We start from the raw sequence: 15482 nt of genomic DNA on the forward strand, positions 1-15482 counted from the left end.
CTATAAGCCGTGGTCTGTTCCAGCGCCACGGGCAGGCGAGCGCGCGTCATGGACACATAACGCTGTTCGAACGGGTCGCTTGACAGCGTTATGTGTCCATAGTGCGGGGTCAGGCTGCGTGCGGGCCCACCCCGTAGCGTTGCATCGCCGTTGTCTCCGTGATGTGGCGGTCCAGTACGTCCGCCCGGACGTCGGCCTCGGCGCGTTCCACTGGGTCGCCGAAGCCGCCACCGCCACCGGTGGCGCACCGCACCACGTCGCCCTTCTTCAGGGCGGCGCCGTTGACCTTCAGCATCCGTCGCTCGTCGGGCCGGCCGGGGTTGATCACCACCTCCGGACCGGTGGCGTCCTCACCGCCGAACAGACCCCACGCAGGCTGGCGCGACCGCTCGAACCACAGCGAGATCGAGCAGTCGCACAGCGCCTCGTACTCGCGGATCACGCCGTTGCCACCGCGCCACCGGCCCGCCCCACCGGAGTCGGCGCGGATGCGGTACTCGCGGATGCGCAGCGGGTAGCGCGTCTCCAGCACCTCGATCGGGATGTCCTTCAGGGAGCCGTTGACGTTGTTGATCAGCGCGCTCTCCCCGTCCGAGCCCTGCCAGGCGCCCCAGCCGCCGACGGTCGCCTCCAGGTTGACGAACTCCCGGCCGACGCGGGGGTCGAGCCCCGAGGTCAGCACGATCATCGAGTCGCCGTGGCTCGCTCCGGCCACCCGCTCGGGCACGGCGGGCGCCAGCGCCCTGGCGACCATGTCGATGAGCAGCCCGAGGTGGGAGAAGTACCACTGGCACGCCGCGGGGGCCTGCGCGCCGAGCACGGAGCCCTCCCGCACCTGGGTGGTCATCGTGCGGAACGAGCCGCCGTTGCCGGGCAGGTCGGGGCTCACGAGGAGCTTGTAGCCGACCCGCAGCGCCGACACCGCCTGGGCGACGCCGCAGTTCACCGGTCCGGTGGTCTGGTCGGCGGACTCCCGGACGTCGAAGTCGATGGTGTCGCCCGCCACGGTGATCCGCAGCCGGATCGGCACCGGGGCGTCGAGCACGATCCCGTCGTTGTCCAGCACGCCCTCGGCCGTGTAGACGCCGTCGGGGATCGCGGCGATCGTCGCGCGCTCCAATGCCTCGGTCTGGCGGAAGATCTCGTCGCGCGCTTGCGTGAGCGTGTCGAGCCCGAAGCGCTGCACGATCTCCTGGAGGCGCTTCTCCCCCATCGTGATGCAGGCGATCATCGCGTGCATGTCCCCGGTGGTCGGGTACGGGAAGCGCACGTTGCGGGCGATGGTGTCCATGAGCGCACGCTCGTCGGCTCCGCCGGAGACGAGCTTCTGTGGACCCAGCCGCAGGCCCTCCTGGAAGATCGTCACCGAGTCCATCGAGCCGCCGGGGTCCTTCGAGCCGACGTCCACCCAGTGGGCGCGCGACGCGGTGAAGCCCACCAACTCCGTCCCGACGAAGACCGGGCCGAAGATCGTGACGTCGTTGAGGTGGGTGCCGCCGAGGTAGCTGTCGTTGAGGATCCACACGTCGCCGGGCTGCCAGACGTCCCGGCCGAAGGTCTCCTCGGTGGCCTTGGTGCAGGTTTCCAGGTTGCCGAGGAAGATCGGCAGACCTGCCGACTGACCGAGCACCTGGTGGTCGGCGCCCAGCAGCGCCACCACGCAGTCGCCGCACTCGTAGATGATCGGGGTGTAGGCGGAGCGGATGAGGGTGGCGTTCATGTCCTCCGCGGCGGAGTTCAGCGCGTTGCGGATGATCTCGACGGTGACCGGGTCCACCCCGATGGTCGTGCTGGTCATGCCTTGCCCTCCACTCGGATGATCATCGAACCGAGCTCGTCGACGGTCAGCTCGTATCCCGGCGGGACGACCGTGGTGGCCGTGTCCTCCACGACGACCGCCGGTCCGGTGAGGCCGTGACCGGTGAGAAGGTCGTCGCGGCGCACCACCACCGTGTCGCGGGCTTCACCGTCGAAGATCACCTGCCGCACCTCGTGCGGGAACTCCGGCGACTCCGCGAGCGGCCACTTCTGCGGTTCGGGGCGGCCCAGGTCCCCGAACGCCGTGGTGCGCAGCGTGACGAACTCGATCGGCGCACCGAGGTTCGCGTGGCCGTACCGGCTCTTGTGCATGTCGGCGAACCGGCGTGCGATCACGTCGAGGAAGTCCGCTCCCGCCGGCTCCGCAGCGTCGGTGAGCGGCACGGTGAGCGTGTACTCCTGCGCCTCGTAGCGGATGTCGACCGCGTGGGACACCGCGCGATCCTGCTCCGGAACACCCTCCTCGCCGAGGGTGGCGAGCGCGTCCCGTTCGATGCCGGCGAGCACGGCCGCCATGCCTGCGCCGTCGAGATCGGCGTCGAGGGAGAAGTACGGCTGGGTCAGGTCCTTGCGGATCCTGGTCTGCAGCATCCCCCACGCGGAGAAGGCGCCGGGGAAACGCGGCACGATCGTCTCGGCGATGCCGAGCTCTCTCGCGAGGAAGACCGCGTGCATCGGGCCTGCCCCACCGAAGGCGACCAGGCTGGAGTCGCGAGGCTCCACACCCCGCGAGACCGTGATCGTCCGGATGGCCTGCGCCATCTTCGAGTTGGCGACATCGCAGACGCCTTCGGCCATCGCCACCGCGTCCAGCCCGAACTGCGCGCCCAGGCCCTCGACTGCGGCCACCGCCAGGTCCACGTCGAGCGACATCGAGCCGCCGGCGAACCCGTCGGGATCGATGCGCCCGAGCACGAGGTTGGCGTCGGTGACGGTGGGTTCGGTGCCGCCGCGCCCGTAGCAGGCCGGTCCGGGCCGGGCACCCGCCGAGCGCGGTCCGACGCGCAGCCCGCCGGCCTCCACCCAGGCCACCGAGCCGCCGCCCGCGCCTACGGTGTGGATGTTCACGACGCTCATCAGCATCGGCAGGCCCTCGAGGTGCGCCTCGGCCGACACGTCCGGCTCACCGTCGACGATCAGGGAGACGTCGAAGGACGTGCCGCCCATGTCGATGCCGATCAGGTTGGGCCGCGCAGCCGCCCGCGAGAGTTCGGCGCACGCGATCGCGCCGCCGACGGGGCCGGAGAGCAGTGTCTGCAGCGGCCGGTGGCGAGCGGAGTCGGCGGTCAGGATCCCGCCGGACGACTGCATCACGTGCAGCGGAACCGCGAGCCCGCGCTCCCGAAGCCGGGACTCGAGGTTGCTCAGGTAGCGCCGGACGATCGGGCCCGTGTAGCTCTCGACGACCGCCGAGGACGTCCGCTCGTACTCGCGCCACTCCTTGGCCGCCTCGTGCGAGAGCGAGACCGTGAAGTCCTCGCCCAGCTCCTCCAGCACGATCTCGCGGGCCCGCAGCTCGTGGGCCGGGTTCTGGTAGCTGAACAGGAAGGCGATCGCGATCGCCCCGAGCCCCCGCTCCCTGGCCGCGACCGCGGCGTCGCGCACGGCCTGCTCGTCGAGCGGCTCCAGCTCCGTGCCGTCGACGGCGAGGCGCCCTCCGATGCCCACGGTGTCCCGGCGCGGCACGAGCGGCTCGGGCTTGCGGTAGTGCAGGTCGTACAGGCGGGTCCGGGGCCCGCGCGCGATGTGGTAGCTGTCCTCGGCGCCGGAAGTGGCCAGCAGGAGCACCGGCACTCCGCGGCGTTCGAGGAACGCGTTGAGGCCCTGCGTCGTGCCGTGCACCAGAAAGCTGATGTCCGCGGGTGCGTCGACCACCGCGGCGAGCCCGGAGACCACGCCCTCGCTCAGGTCCTCCGGGGTGGTCGAGGCCTTGCTCGCGGTGAAGGCCCCGGCCTCGTCGTCATAGGTGACGACGTCGGTGAACGTGCCACCGATGTCCATCGCCACGCGGTACCGAGCCATGAGATCTCCCTCCGACGGCCGACGCCCGTGAAGCTAGGTGGCGGCGACGCCGGTGGGCTGTGCGCTGCGCATAGCCCGGACACGCAGGCGCGTGCGGAGCGCACGGCAGCGCGCCTACCGGGGGTGAAGCCATCGTGACGCGCGGGATGAAAAGGAATTCACGATCATGTGCGACTGCGAATTAGGGCAAACCGGCTCCGTACACCCGCGAGACATCACAGTTTCGTCATATTTGAAGCATTGATCGACTCAATTGAAGATCCGTACTGTGGGTCGGAGCCGCCAGCGGCGCTGGCCGTGACGGCTGACGAAGGCAGCAAGACGCGCGACGCGGTGTCCAGTCCGCTGTCTGCTCGGCTGTGAGGAGCGGCCGCCAGGGCGGACCGAGCGCATGCCGTCCCGCGTGGGGATGGACCAAAGGTGGTTCTCCACGGTGAAGGACGTACATCCGCACGAGCCCACGCTCGGCAACCCGGGCCGGGGCACGGTGCTCGCTGCATGGGAACAGTTCGTGCAGGGCGAGGATCATGTCCGCGGCGTTCGCCCGGAGGTCGCGATCTCCTGGCACCGGTGCCGGGAGCGATACCGGGTGGACCCCCACCTCACCGCAGCACCGGCTGCTGTCGGACGAAGCGACCATTCGGTCGAGCACGATGTGGTGTTCACCGAATTGGGAGGTATGGCGGCGTCATTGGCACCGGAGGTGAACAACCTCAGCGGCATCGTCACCGTCACCGACGCCACGGGCCGGGTCCTGGCGGCCTGGGGCGACCAGACCACGCTCGCCAAGGCCCACGAATCAAACCTCGCGCCGTGGTCCTGCTGGTCGGAAGGCGCCGTCGGCACGAACGGCATGGGCACGGCCCTCGAGGTACGCGGCCCGGTGCTGATCAGAGGCGCGGAGCACTGGTGCCAGGCGTTCCACAACTGGGTGTGCGCGGGCATCGCGGTGCGTGACGTGGTCACCGGCGAACCGATCGCGGTGCTGAACATCTCGAACTGGCGCACCCATCTGCCCGAGGCAACCGGCGGGTGGCTCACGCAGGCGGTCACCAAGACGCAGAGCATGTTGAAGAGGCACGCCCGCGACACCGGCACCGAGTTGGCCGCCGCCTTCTCCAAGGCCAGGGAAGCCTCCGGCGCAGCGCTGGCCGCGGTGGACACCGTCGGCAAGGTCGTGATCGCCGACGACCAGGCGAGCCTGCACATGAGCGTTCCCGCCCACACCCCGGCCGTCGATCCCGCCGTGCGCTGGAACTCCGCGCTGCCCGATCTGATCGGGGTTGCCCGGTATGCCAGTAAGCACGCTGCGCTGGATCCGGACTGGGTCGGCTCGACACAGATCTTCACCCACCTCACCGACGAACCCACACCGATCAGCGTCCGGCCCGTGTTCCTGGCCGGTCGTCTGGCCGGGCATCTGATCGCGTTCGGCAGCTCGGACGGGGCGCAGCTGCCCCCGGTGGAGGGGCGGAAGGGCTCTCCCGGCCAACCACGCCGGTTGGTCGCGTTGCGCGACAACAGGATGGTGCTGTTACGCCCGCGGGAGGTCCAGTTCGCCGAGTCGGACGGCAACGACGTCTGGCTGTCCACCGATCAGGGGCGGCTCCGCGCAGCCTCGCAGGGCCTGGACAAGCTCGACGGCGAACTGGCCGATGCAGGCTTCTTGCGGGTACACCGCCGCTACGTGGTCAATCTCAAGCGCGTCCGGGAGGTCGAGCGCACGTGCAAAGGCGAGCTGTACCTGGTCATGGAGGGCACGACGAACGACATGGTGCCGGTTTCCCGGCGAAACGTACCGGTTGTGCGCCGCGCGTTGGGCATCTGAACAGGGCCGGGCCCGACCGCTAGTTCCCGAACGCTATCGGGAGCACAACGGCTGCGACGATGAGCGCCACACCGCTCAGCAGATCGGAGCGGATACGGATGAGACGGGCCGCCACTCGCCCGACGTGCAGCCCGACCAACGACATCACCGCCGTGGTGAGACCGAATACCGTCGCCGAGATCCAGGGAGCGAATCCGAGCAATCCCAAGCCTGCGCCGGCGAGAAGATTGTCCAGGCTCAGCGACAGCGGAATGCCGAACAGTGCCCATGGATGGTCGATCTCCTCTGGTTCCGGCTTTCGCAACGCTCCGATGAGCAGGTACAGGCCATAGGCACCCAGCGCGGCCGACCCCACATATTCGGCGACGGTGCCGGTGCTCTGGCTGACGTAGTTGCCGAGCATCAGGCCCACGAGCGGCATCACTCCGTCCCACAGCCCGAACACCAGGGCCACCTGCAGGGATCGACGAACACTGAACGGAACCGTGCCGAGCGCGATCGCGACCCGGAAGTTGTCCAAGCTGAGAAAGAACCCGAGAACGAGGAGCTCGACGATCATGTGGCTGCGGATTTCAGCCACCGACCCACATGACAGGCACTACGACGACAGCGTCGCTCTCTCATGTGTCCCACCCTAGTTCCGCGCCCCGCGGCATTCAATCTTCGACTCAGCCTTAGGGCACCCGATTTTCCAGCCCGACGAATCGTCTTTCGCTGACACCGGAAACGGATCGCGCATATCGCCAGAATCGTCATCATCTGATATCGCGAGGCTGACCCCCGGCTCGCCTCACCGGACAGTGACCGGCTCGCGCCCGGCCGCGGTGTTCAGTCCCGAGCGTCGACGAGCGCGGCGATGTCGGCGGGCCCCACGCGGCAGCACCCGCCGACGACACGAGCACCCTGCGCGATCCACTGCCGGGCGTCCTGCCCGCAGAATCGCGCCTTCCCCGTCCATTCCCCGCGCCGGGCGTCCCAGCCCTCGCCGCTGTTCGGGTAGACGATCACGGGCTTCCCGGTGACCTCGCGGGCGATCGCGATCGCCGCCGGCACATCGCTCGGCGCGCAGCAGTTGACGCCGACCGCCACGATCTCCGGCACACCGACGAGCACCGCGAACGCCTCGGCCAGCGGCTGCCCGGCACGCGTGCGGTCGCCGTCGATGCTGTAGGTCAGCCACGCCGGGACACCGATCCCGGCCACGGCGGCCACCAGGGCCTCGGCCTCGTCGACGTCCGGCACGGTCTCCAGAGCCAGCACGTCCGGGCCGGCCTCGGCCAGCACCTCCAGACGGGGCCGGTGCCACGCCCGCAGCTCGGCCACGCTCAGTCCGTAGCGACCTCGGTACTCGGATCCGTCCGCCAGGGCCGCACCGTACGGGCCGGCCGAAGCCGCGACCCACCGCCGGCGCCCGTCGGCCGCCACCTCCGCGCGGGCCGCCTGAGCCAGTTCCACACCGCGCCGCAGCATGCGCGCAGCTGCGGTCCTGTCGAGGCCGTACTCGGCGAAGCCGTCGAAGGACGCCTGATAGGTCGCCGTGGTGGCGATGTCGGCACCGGCACGGAAGAACGCGCGATGGACCGCCGTGATCTCCTCCGGGGAGTCGAGCAGCAGCCGCGCCGACCACAACGCGCTCGACAGATCGTGGCCGCACGCCTCGAGTGCGGTGGCCAGGCCACCGTCCCCGATCAGGACGGTGCCCTCCGGCCCGGGAAAGCCCACCGGTCCACCCTACTGACGCGATCGCGCAGGTCACCGCGCTGTGTGCGGCTGCCCCACGGCCACATGGCCGATTGACCCTCGCCTCCACGCGAGCACGATGGGACGACCTGAGTCGCCGCGGCGCGCTCACAGCGGCCGTCAGCCCCGCCGGAAACCGGCGCGTCGTGCGTCTCACCCTCACAGCGCGCGGAGACGCCGACACCACTACCGCGACCGGAGGAGAGGATTCGAGATGGGTAGCTACTACTCCGAGGAGACTCACGGCCCGCACGAGTACTTCGAGCTGGGCGACTACGAGCTGGAGAGCGGAATCACCCTCCCCGGCGCCAGGCTCGCCTACAAGACCCACGGCGAGCTCAACGAGGCCAAGGACAACGTCGTCCTGTTCCCACACATGTGGTCGGGCACGCCCAAGGCGATGGAGATCTTCATCGGCCGCGATCGGCCGCTCGACCCGGGCAAGTACTTCATCGTCCTGCCGGGCCAGTTCGCGAACGGGTTCTCGTCGTCGCCCAGCAACACCCCACCGCCGTTCAACGGCGGCGCCTTCCCGAACGTCACCATCGGCGACGACGTACGTGCCCAGCATCGACTCCTGACCGAGCAGTTCGGAATCGAGCGCCTGGAGCTGGTGCTCGGCTGGTCGATGGGTGCCGAGCAGACCTACGAATGGGCCGTCCGGTTCCCGGACATGGTGAAGAGGGCGCTGCCGTTCGCCGGCACGGCGAAGACCACTCCCCACGACTACCTCTTCGTCTGCTCGCACGAGGATGCGCTGAAGTCCGATCCCGCGTGGGACTACGGCTTCTACGGCGATCAGAGCGACGTGCACGTCGGGCTCCGCCGGCACGCTCAGATCTGGTCGGTGATGGGGCTGTGCCCGGAGTTCTACAACTCGGAAGCCTGGCGCAGCGTCGGGTTCACGTCACTCGAGGACTTCCTCAAGCGGTTCTGGGAGGCCTACTTCGCCCCGATGGATCCCAACAACCTGATCTGGATGGGCTGGAAGTGGCGCCACGGTGATGTCAGCCGCCACACCGGCGGAGATCTCGCCGCGGCGCTCGGACGGATCACGGCGAAGACCTACGTCGTGCCGTTCTCCCGCGACATGTTCTTCCCACCGGCCGACTGCGAGGCCGAGCAACGGCTCATCCCGAACAGCGAGTTCCGGGTCGTCGACAGCCTCTGGGCCCACTTCGCGATGTTCTGCATGACGACAACCGACCGTGAGCAGATCGACGCGTGCATCGCCGACCTGCTGAAGGAGGAGGTCGGCTGACCGGCATGACCTCCGAGATCAGCCTTGACGACCGGCACACCGTCGCCGGCCGCTTCTGGCACCCGCTCGACGACGGCCGGTTGCAATGCGACGTGTGCCCCCGCGCGTGTCGGCTGCGCGAAGGCCAGCGGGGGCTGTGCTTCGTCCGGGGCCGGGTCTCCGACCAGGTGGTGCTCACCTCGTACGGCCGGTCCAGCGGGTTCTGCGTCGACCCGGTCGAGAAGAAGCCGTTGAACCACTTCCTGCCCGGCACCCCGGTGCTGTCCTTCGGCACTGCGGGCTGCAACCTCTCCTGCCGGTTCTGCCAGAACTGGGACATCTCGAAGTCCCGCGAGATCGACCGGCTGACCGACGCCGCCGGCCCGGACGACATCGCCGAGGCCGCCGAGCGGCTCGCTTGCCGCAGCGTGGCGATGACCTACAACGACCCGGTGATCTTCCTCGAATACGCGGTGGACGTCGCGGACGCCTGCCGCGCCAGAGGGATCAGGGCGATCGCCGTGACCGCCGGCTACATCACCGGCGAACCCCGGCGGGCGCTGTTCGCCCACCTCGACGCCGCCAACGTCGACCTCAAGGCGTTCACCGACGACTTCTACCACCGCATCTCGGCCGCGCACCTGCAGCCGGTGCTGGACACACTGCTGTACCTGCGCCACGACACCGACGTCTGGTTCGAGATCACCACCCTGCTCATCCCCGGGCACAACGACTCCGACGGCGAGATCGACGCGGAGTGCGCCTGGATCGCCGACAACCTCGGCACGGACGTACCGCTGCATTTCACCGCGTTCCACCCGGACTTCAAGATGCGCGACGTCCCGCCCACCCCTCCGGCGACACTGACCCGGGCCCGCCGCATCGCCCTGGGGCACGGGCTGCGCTTCGTCTACACGGGCAACGTCCACGACCCCGAAGGCGGCCAGACCATCTGCCCGGCGTGCGGCACGGTCGTCGTCGAGCGCGACTGGTACGTCATAGGCCGCTACGAGGTCACCGGCGATGGCCGCTGCACCAGCTGCGGTGCCGCGATCCCCGGCCGCTACGACGGACCGGCGGGGCAGTGGGGAGCACGCCGCCTGCAGGTGTCCGTCGGTCGGCACTGAGTACGAATCCGTCGCCTCGGGGGCTTCCACGAAGCGCCGGGCGGGTGTATCACGAACAGATGGCGGAGCACGACGCGCCACGCCACTCGACATCGCGATATGTCGCCATTGCCGATCTCTTCGCTGCGCTCGACGAACTGATGTGCAACTACCGGTCGTCGTCCGAGGACGAGCGAGCGAAACGCTGGTCGGACGACGCCGAACGAATCACCGGCGAGGTCGCGCGCCATCTGGCCGTCGCCCGCGTCCGGATAGCCGCTGTTCCGCGTCACGATCCGGAGGAGAGCGGCTACTCAGCGAAGCCGCGTGATGCCGGTCAGAGGTCGTAGTAGAGCATGAACTCCCAGGGGTGGGGCCGCAGCCGGATCTGGTCCACCTCCTTGGTCCGCTTGTAGTCCAGCCAGGTGTCGATCAGGTCGTCGGTGAAGACGTCTCCCTCGGTGAGGAAGTCGCGATCCGCCTCGAGCGCCTCCAGCACCGCCTCCAGCGAGGCCGGCACGTGTTTCACCGCTCCTGCTTCCTCGGGCTCGAGTTCGTAGAGGTCGCGGTCGATCGGCTCGGGTGGCTCGGTCTTGTTCCGGATTCCGTCGAGGCCCGCCTGCAACATCGCCGAGAAGGCGAGGTAGGGGTTCGCGGTGGGGTCGGGAGGGCGGAACTCGAGGCGCTTCGCTTTGGCGCTCTGCACGTACATCGGGATGCGCACACAGGCCGAGCGGTTGCGCTGCGAGTAGACGAGGTTGATCGGCGCCTCGTAGCCGGGAACGAGACGGCGGTAGGAGTTGGTGGTCGGCGCACAGAACGCCAGCAGCGCGGGAGAATGCTCGAGGAGCCCGCCGATGTAGTACCGGGCGAGGTCGCTCAGCCCCGCGTACCCGGCCTCGTCGTAGAAGAGGTTCTCCCCGTCACTCCACAACGACTGGTGGACGTGCATGCCCGAGCCGTTGTCGGCGAAGAGCGGCTTGGGCATGAAGGTGGCCGTCTTACCCGCCCGCCAGGCGACACTCTTGACCACGTACTTGTAGTTCATGACGTTGTCCGCCATGGCCAGCAGCGATGCGAAGCGCATGTCCATCTCGGCCTGGCCTGCGGTGCCCACCTCGTGGTGCTGCACCTCGATGGGAACACCCAGCGCCATGAGGGTCAGGGCCATCTCGCTTCGCAGGTCCTGGTGCTGATCCATGGGAGGAACCGGGAAGTACCCCTCCTTGTACCGGGGTCGATAGCCGCGGCTCCCCGGATCCCCCGATGCCCACACCCCCTCGATCGACTCGATGTGGTAGTAGCCCTCGTGCTGGTTCTGGTCGAAGCGCGCCCCGTCGAAAATGTAGAACTCGAGTTCGGGACCCCAGTAGGACACCTCGGCGATGCCGGTTTCCTTCAGGTGCGCCTCCGCCTTCCTGGCGATGTGGCGGGGATCGCGGGAGTAGCTCTCGCGCGTGATGGGGTCGACGACGAAGCAGTGAATCTGGAGGGTGGGTACATCGCGGAACGGATCCATCACGGCCGTCGACGGATCCGGCATCAGCAGCATGTCGGACTCGTGGATCGCCTGGAACCCGCGGATCGAGGAGCCGTCGAAGCCGTAGCCCGACTCGATTCCTTCTTCGGTGAGCTCCTCCACAGGGATGGAGAAGTGCTGCATCAGCCCGGGAAGGTCGCAGAACCGAAGGTCCACGATCCGCGCGTCAGCGCTGTGGGCAAGTGCGACGACATCGTGCGGCGTTTCTGGCATAACCAGCTCCTGGTGAACCTGGCCCGTGCGTTGGAAGATCTTTCCAGGGTTCCCCCGTCAGCGCCCAGAACGGGGGCGGAGGACATCACCGTGTGCCCAGGCTCCGAGCACCGTCCACAAACGAGAACAGGCAAAGGAATGGTAACGCCGTACTCATGATCAGCGTGAATCACGGCTCCGGTATTCGCTGGATCCCCGGCTCGGCGGCGAGCCGGCCCGCCCGGCCACCAGGAGACGCTCCTGGGTGCTCCGACGGCGGGGCTTGTCAGGGGACGGGGCCCGGCATAGCTTTTATCAAATGTTTGACACGATTGAGGCGGCTGCGGAGCTCCCGCTCTCCGGCGTGCGGGTCGTCGACGCCGCGACGATCTACGCCGGTCCGATGATCGCGACCCTCCTGGGCGATTTCGGCGCCGACGTGGTCAAGGTCGAGCATCCCCACGGCGATGGCCTGCGTTCCTGGGAGTGGCGCAAGGACGGCGAGTCGCTGTGGTGGGCACTCGTCGGGCGCAACAAGCGCGCGATCACGCTCGCGCTGTCCGACCCGCGCGGTGCCGCGATGCTGCGGCAACTGCTGGCGGAGGCCGATGTGTTCGTCGAGAACTTCCGGCCGGGCACGCTCGAACGCTGGGGCCTCGACCCCGAGGACTTGCTGCGCATCAACCCGCGGCTCGTCGTCGTGCGGGTCTCGGGGTTCGGCCAGACCGGGCCGTACCGCTACCGCCCGGGCTTCGGCACCCTGGCCGAGGCGATCTCCGGCTTCGCAGGCGCGTTCGCCACGATGATCGCGCTGCGCCACGCTGAACGGACCGGCGACGCACCCCGGCCTGGGACCGCTGCGGATGCAAGGGCTGATCGCGAACCTGACCCGCACGCCCGGACGCATCCGCAGCGCCGGGCCGCTGCTCGGCGAACACAACGACGAGATCCTGCGCGACCGGCTCGGGTGCCGGCCTGCGGAGCTCGCACAACTCATGGCCGATGGCGTCATCGGACCGACCGGCACCCGCTCGCCCGGTGAACGCAGCGAGCGCTCGCCGACGGCGTGGACACCTCGATGACCGGAGAGTGGATCGTCGAGCCGATGACCGGTGTGATGACGTTCATCGACGGGGAGCACTCCACGCCGGGTCGAGTCCGGGTGGGCCGGCCCGCCGACGCCGAGTGAGAAGGGTGTTGATCCGATGACCGTGCCGAGCGCGCAGCCGCTGCGGTTGCGCACGCTGCTCTTCGTCCCGGGAGACCGGCCGGACCGCATCCCCAAGGCCGCCGCCGCGGGCGCCGACGGGATCGCGATCGACCTCGAGGACGCCGTCGCGCTCTCGCGGAAGCAGGCAGCCCGGCAGGCCGTGGCGGAGACGCTGGCGACCCTGCCGCCGGACGGGCCGGTGATCGCCGTGCGGATCAACGCCGTCGACACGGGCCTCGCCGAAGCCGACGTCGAGGCGCTCGAACCCGTGCTCGGCCGCGTCGACCTCGTGATCGTCCCGATGAGCTCCAGCCCGGCCGCGGTCCGCGCCGCGGCCGCACTCCTCGGGAAAGCCGAGGCCCGCGCGGGCATGGAGCCGGGCCGGACCAGGATCGTTCCGCTCGTCGAGACCGCGGCGGGAATCGCCGAGGCGAGAGACATCGCCGCGGCCGACCCGCGGGTCCACACGCTCGCCTTCGGCCCGGCGGACCTGTCCCGCGAGCTCGGGGTTACGCCCACCGCCGACGGTGAGGAACTGTTCGTCGCGCGGTCGCAGGTGGTGCTCGCCGCCGCGGCCGCCGGACGGCCCCGGCCGATCGACGGACCCCACCTCGACCTCGACGACGCCGACGGGCTCGCCCGGTCCGCGGCTCGCGCGCGGCGGCTGGGATTCGGGGGCAAGCAGGTGATCCACCCCCGGCAGATCCCGGTCGTCGCCGCGGCGTTCGCGCCGAGCGCCGAGGAGCTCCGGTGGGCCCGCCGGGTGGACGAGGCCTTCCGCGAGGCCGAGGCTGCCGGCGTCTCCTCGATCCGCCTCGACGACGGTACGTTCGTCGACTACCCGATCGCCCACCGCGCCCGCGCCCTGCTCGCCGAAGAAGCCGCAGGTCGCAGCATCGACCAGAGCCCGAGGACGCCCACCATATGAGCCCCGAGACCCCGCGGATCGTGGTCACCCGCGCACTTCCGCCCGCGGCACTCGAACCGTTGCACTCCGTCGGTTCCGTGTGGGTGTCACCGCACGACCGGCCGCTGACCGTCGACGAGCTGCACGGGGCCGTGCGCGGGGCGAGCGCGATCATCAGCATGCTCACCGATCGGATCGACGACGACGTCATCGCCGCCGCGGGCCCGGACCTGAAGATCGTCGCGAACACCGCCGTCGGCTACGACAACCTCGACGTTCCCGCCATCACCCGCAGTGGCGTGCTCGCCTCCAACACCCCCGGAGTGCTGGTCGACGCCACCGCCGATCTCACGATGACCCTGCTGCTGACCGTCACACGGCGGGTGGCCGAGGGCGACCGCCTCGTCCGGTCCGGCACGCCGTGGTCGTGGGACATCGCCTTCATGCTCGGATCGGGGCTGCAGGGCAAGCAGCTGGGGATCATCGGGATGGGGAGCATCGGCCGGGCCGTGGCGCGGCGGGCCGCCGCCTTCGGCATGGACGTCGTCCACCACTCCCGCCGGTCCGTCGATGTCGACGGCTCGCACCCGCTTCCGCTGGACGAGTTGCTGGCGACGTCCGATGTGGTCTCCTTGCACTGCCCCCTCACGCCGGAGACCCGACACCTCGTCGACGCCGACGCCTTGCGCGCCATGAAGCGCGGCGCGTACCTGATCAACACCGCACGTGGCCCGATCGTGGACGAGGCGGCGCTGGCGGCGGCGCTCGCCGACGGCACCATCGCGGGCGCCGGCCTGGACGTCTACGAGAACGAGCCCGAGGTGCACGACGACCTGCGGCGCCTCGATAACGTCGTGCTGGCCCCGCACCTCGGGTCGGCCACCGTCGAGACGCGCACCCGCATGGCCGCACTGGCCGTGGACAACGTCGTCGCGGTGCTCACGGGGAAGGACGCGCCCACTCCCATCTCAGTACCGTCCTCCTGACCATCCACCGACGGGAGGGGCTCGATGCCGGGGAAGCGGGATCGCGGGTCGGTGACGAAGGCCGAGGAGGCCTTCACCGTGATCCGGCGGCAGATCGAGCGCGGCAGGCTCGCGGGAGGCGCGAAGCTGACTCTGCAGAGTCTCTCGGACGAGATGCAGATGAGCCTGACGCCGATCCGCGAGGCGCTGCGCATGCTCCAGGCCCACGGGCTCGTCGAGTACCGGCCGCACCACGGCCACGTGGTCACCCGGTACTCCATCCCGCGGGCCGAGGAGATCTACCTGCTGCGCGAGACCCTGGAGCCGCTCGCCACCCGGCTGGCGAGCGAGCGCGCGACGGCCGGGGAGCTCGAGGAGATCCGCGGCCTGCACGAGGAGTTCCGCGCCGCCGCCGAGAAGGAGGACGGCGGACAGGGCGTGATCGTCGATCTCAACGCACTGTGGCACCGCACCGTCTACGAGGCGGCGCACTCGGCGTTCCTCGACGAGTTCATCGACCGCCTCTGGACGGGCGTGCCGTACCAGGCGATCTGGTTCATCCACCGCCGCCACCGCTCCGTCGACGACCACGCGGCCGTCACCGACGCACTGCTCGCCCGGCGGGGCGACGAGGCCGCCACCGCGATGCTCGACCACATCGAGCGCGGCAAGACCGCCACCATCGAACACCTGCGGGCCATCGGCGCCCCCGAGACCTGAGCTCAGCGGCGTGTATCCGCACGTGCGCGAGCAGGGACGCCGGGCCGGGACGAGCGAACCGGCCCGGCGCCCCATGGCTCAGAAGTCCATCCCTCCTGTCGGGTCGCCGCCGGCCGAGGCCGGGTTCTTCTCCGGCTTGTCGGCGATGACGGCCTCGGTGGTGAGGAACAGGGCCGCGATCGAGGCCGCGTTCT

13 protein-coding genes are annotated in these 15482 nt (G+C 69.6%); 8 read left to right on the forward strand and 5 right to left on the reverse strand.

What is annotated here, in order from left to right; all coding sequences use genetic code 11:
• Positions 1-109 precede the first annotated feature (109 nt).
• Entirely contained in the window at positions 110-1798 is a 1689-nt protein-coding gene (locus tag MMF94_RS38160; protein WP_241042357.1) for a hydantoinase B/oxoprolinase family protein, read from the reverse strand.
• Positions 1795-3840 carry a hydantoinase/oxoprolinase family protein gene (locus MMF94_RS38165; RefSeq protein WP_241042358.1) on the reverse strand — a complete coding sequence of 682 codons (2046 nt, stop codon included), beginning with the start codon at positions 3838-3840 and terminating at the stop codon, positions 1795-1797. Before MMF94_RS38165 ends, MMF94_RS38160 begins: the two co-directional genes overlap by 4 nt.
• 433 nt (positions 3841-4273) lie before the next feature.
• On the opposite strand from MMF94_RS38165, the gene MMF94_RS38170 reads away from it, so the two are divergent.
• Entirely contained in the window at positions 4274-5668 is a 1395-nt protein-coding gene (locus MMF94_RS38170; RefSeq protein ID WP_241042359.1) for a DNA-binding protein, read from the forward strand.
• Positions 5669-5687: 19 nt separating this feature from the next.
• Here the strand turns inward: MMF94_RS38170 and MMF94_RS38175 are convergent, their stop codons facing one another.
• Positions 5688-6248, reverse strand: a complete 561-nt coding sequence (locus tag MMF94_RS38175; protein ID WP_241042360.1) for a manganese efflux pump MntP — start codon at positions 6246-6248, stop codon at positions 5688-5690.
• 248 nt (positions 6249-6496) lie between these two features.
• The gene (gene mmuM, locus MMF94_RS38180) at positions 6497-7390 is read right to left on the reverse strand and encodes a homocysteine S-methyltransferase (protein ID WP_241042361.1); all 894 of its coding nucleotides are present in this window, start codon (positions 7388-7390) and stop codon (positions 6497-6499) included.
• Between the two features lie 232 nt (positions 7391-7622).
• On the opposite strand from mmuM, the gene MMF94_RS38185 reads away from it, so the two are divergent.
• From MMF94_RS38185 to MMF94_RS38195, 3 genes are read left to right on the forward strand one after another with little or no spacing between them, the layout of a single operon-like run.
• Positions 7623-8669, forward strand: coding sequence for an alpha/beta fold hydrolase (locus tag MMF94_RS38185; RefSeq protein ID WP_241042362.1), 1047 nt, complete (start codon positions 7623-7625; stop codon positions 8667-8669).
• Between the two features lie 5 nt (positions 8670-8674).
• On the forward strand, positions 8675-9775 hold the full coding sequence (amrS, locus tag MMF94_RS38190) for an AmmeMemoRadiSam system radical SAM enzyme (protein WP_241042363.1): 1101 nt from the start codon (positions 8675-8677) through the stop codon (positions 9773-9775).
• Between the two features lie 59 nt (positions 9776-9834).
• Positions 9835-10104: a hypothetical protein gene (locus MMF94_RS38195; RefSeq protein ID WP_241042364.1), complete on the forward strand. Its 270-nt coding sequence runs from the start codon at positions 9835-9837 to the stop codon at positions 10102-10104.
• Here MMF94_RS38195 and glnA read toward each other — a convergent pair.
• Entirely contained in the window at positions 10092-11507 is a 1416-nt protein-coding gene (gene glnA / locus MMF94_RS38200) for a type I glutamate--ammonia ligase (RefSeq protein ID WP_241042365.1), read from the reverse strand. The genes MMF94_RS38195 and glnA overlap by 13 nt on opposite strands.
• 298 nt (positions 11508-11805) lie before the next feature.
• On the opposite strand from glnA, the gene MMF94_RS38205 reads away from it, so the two are divergent.
• From MMF94_RS38205 to MMF94_RS38220, 4 genes are all read left to right on the forward strand, one after another.
• Positions 11806-12528, forward strand: coding sequence for a CoA transferase (locus MMF94_RS38205; protein WP_241042366.1), 723 nt, complete (start codon positions 11806-11808; stop codon positions 12526-12528).
• A gap of 163 nt (positions 12529-12691) precedes the next feature.
• Positions 12692-13624: an HpcH/HpaI aldolase/citrate lyase family protein gene (locus MMF94_RS38210; RefSeq protein ID WP_241042367.1), complete on the forward strand. Its 933-nt coding sequence runs from the start codon at positions 12692-12694 to the stop codon at positions 13622-13624.
• A complete protein-coding gene (locus MMF94_RS38215) occupies positions 13621-14589 on the forward strand; it encodes a 2-hydroxyacid dehydrogenase (protein WP_241042368.1) in 969 nt (322 codons plus the stop codon). The genes MMF94_RS38210 and MMF94_RS38215 overlap by 4 nt, the downstream gene beginning before the upstream one ends.
• A gap of 24 nt (positions 14590-14613) precedes the next feature.
• On the forward strand, positions 14614-15288 hold the full coding sequence (locus tag MMF94_RS38220) for a GntR family transcriptional regulator (RefSeq protein WP_241042369.1): 675 nt from the start codon (positions 14614-14616) through the stop codon (positions 15286-15288).
• The last annotated feature ends 194 nt before the right edge of the window (positions 15289-15482 follow it).

The sequence above is a fragment of the Pseudonocardia alaniniphila genome (genome assembly GCF_022524485.1).
GTDB lineage: Bacteria > Actinomycetota > Actinomycetes > Mycobacteriales > Pseudonocardiaceae > Pseudonocardia > Pseudonocardia alaniniphila.

Bases quoted from the DNA above. Each gene is read 5' to 3' on its own strand.
- MMF94_RS38160 (WP_241042357.1), bottom strand. From the start codon at position 1,798: ATGACCAGCACGACCATCGGGGTGGACCCGGTCACCGTCGAGATCATC.
- MMF94_RS38215 (WP_241042368.1), top strand. From the start codon at position 13,621: ATGAGCCCCGAGACCCCGCGGATCGTGGTCACCCGCGCACTTCCGCCC.
- MMF94_RS38165 (WP_241042358.1), bottom strand. From the start codon at position 3,840: ATGGCTCGGTACCGCGTGGCGATGGACATCGGTGGCACGTTCACCGAC.
- MMF94_RS38205 (WP_241042366.1), top strand. From the start codon at position 11,806: ATGTTTGACACGATTGAGGCGGCTGCGGAGCTCCCGCTCTCCGGCGTG.
- MMF94_RS38185 (WP_241042362.1), top strand. From the start codon at position 7,623: ATGGGTAGCTACTACTCCGAGGAGACTCACGGCCCGCACGAGTACTTC.
- MMF94_RS38210 (WP_241042367.1), top strand. From the start codon at position 12,692: ATGACCGTGCCGAGCGCGCAGCCGCTGCGGTTGCGCACGCTGCTCTTC.
- MMF94_RS38195 (WP_241042364.1), top strand. From the start codon at position 9,835: ATGGCGGAGCACGACGCGCCACGCCACTCGACATCGCGATATGTCGCC.
- amrS (WP_241042363.1), top strand. From the start codon at position 8,675: ATGACCTCCGAGATCAGCCTTGACGACCGGCACACCGTCGCCGGCCGC.
- MMF94_RS38220 (WP_241042369.1), top strand. From the start codon at position 14,614: ATGCCGGGGAAGCGGGATCGCGGGTCGGTGACGAAGGCCGAGGAGGCC.
- glnA (WP_241042365.1), bottom strand. From the start codon at position 11,507: ATGCCAGAAACGCCGCACGATGTCGTCGCACTTGCCCACAGCGCTGAC.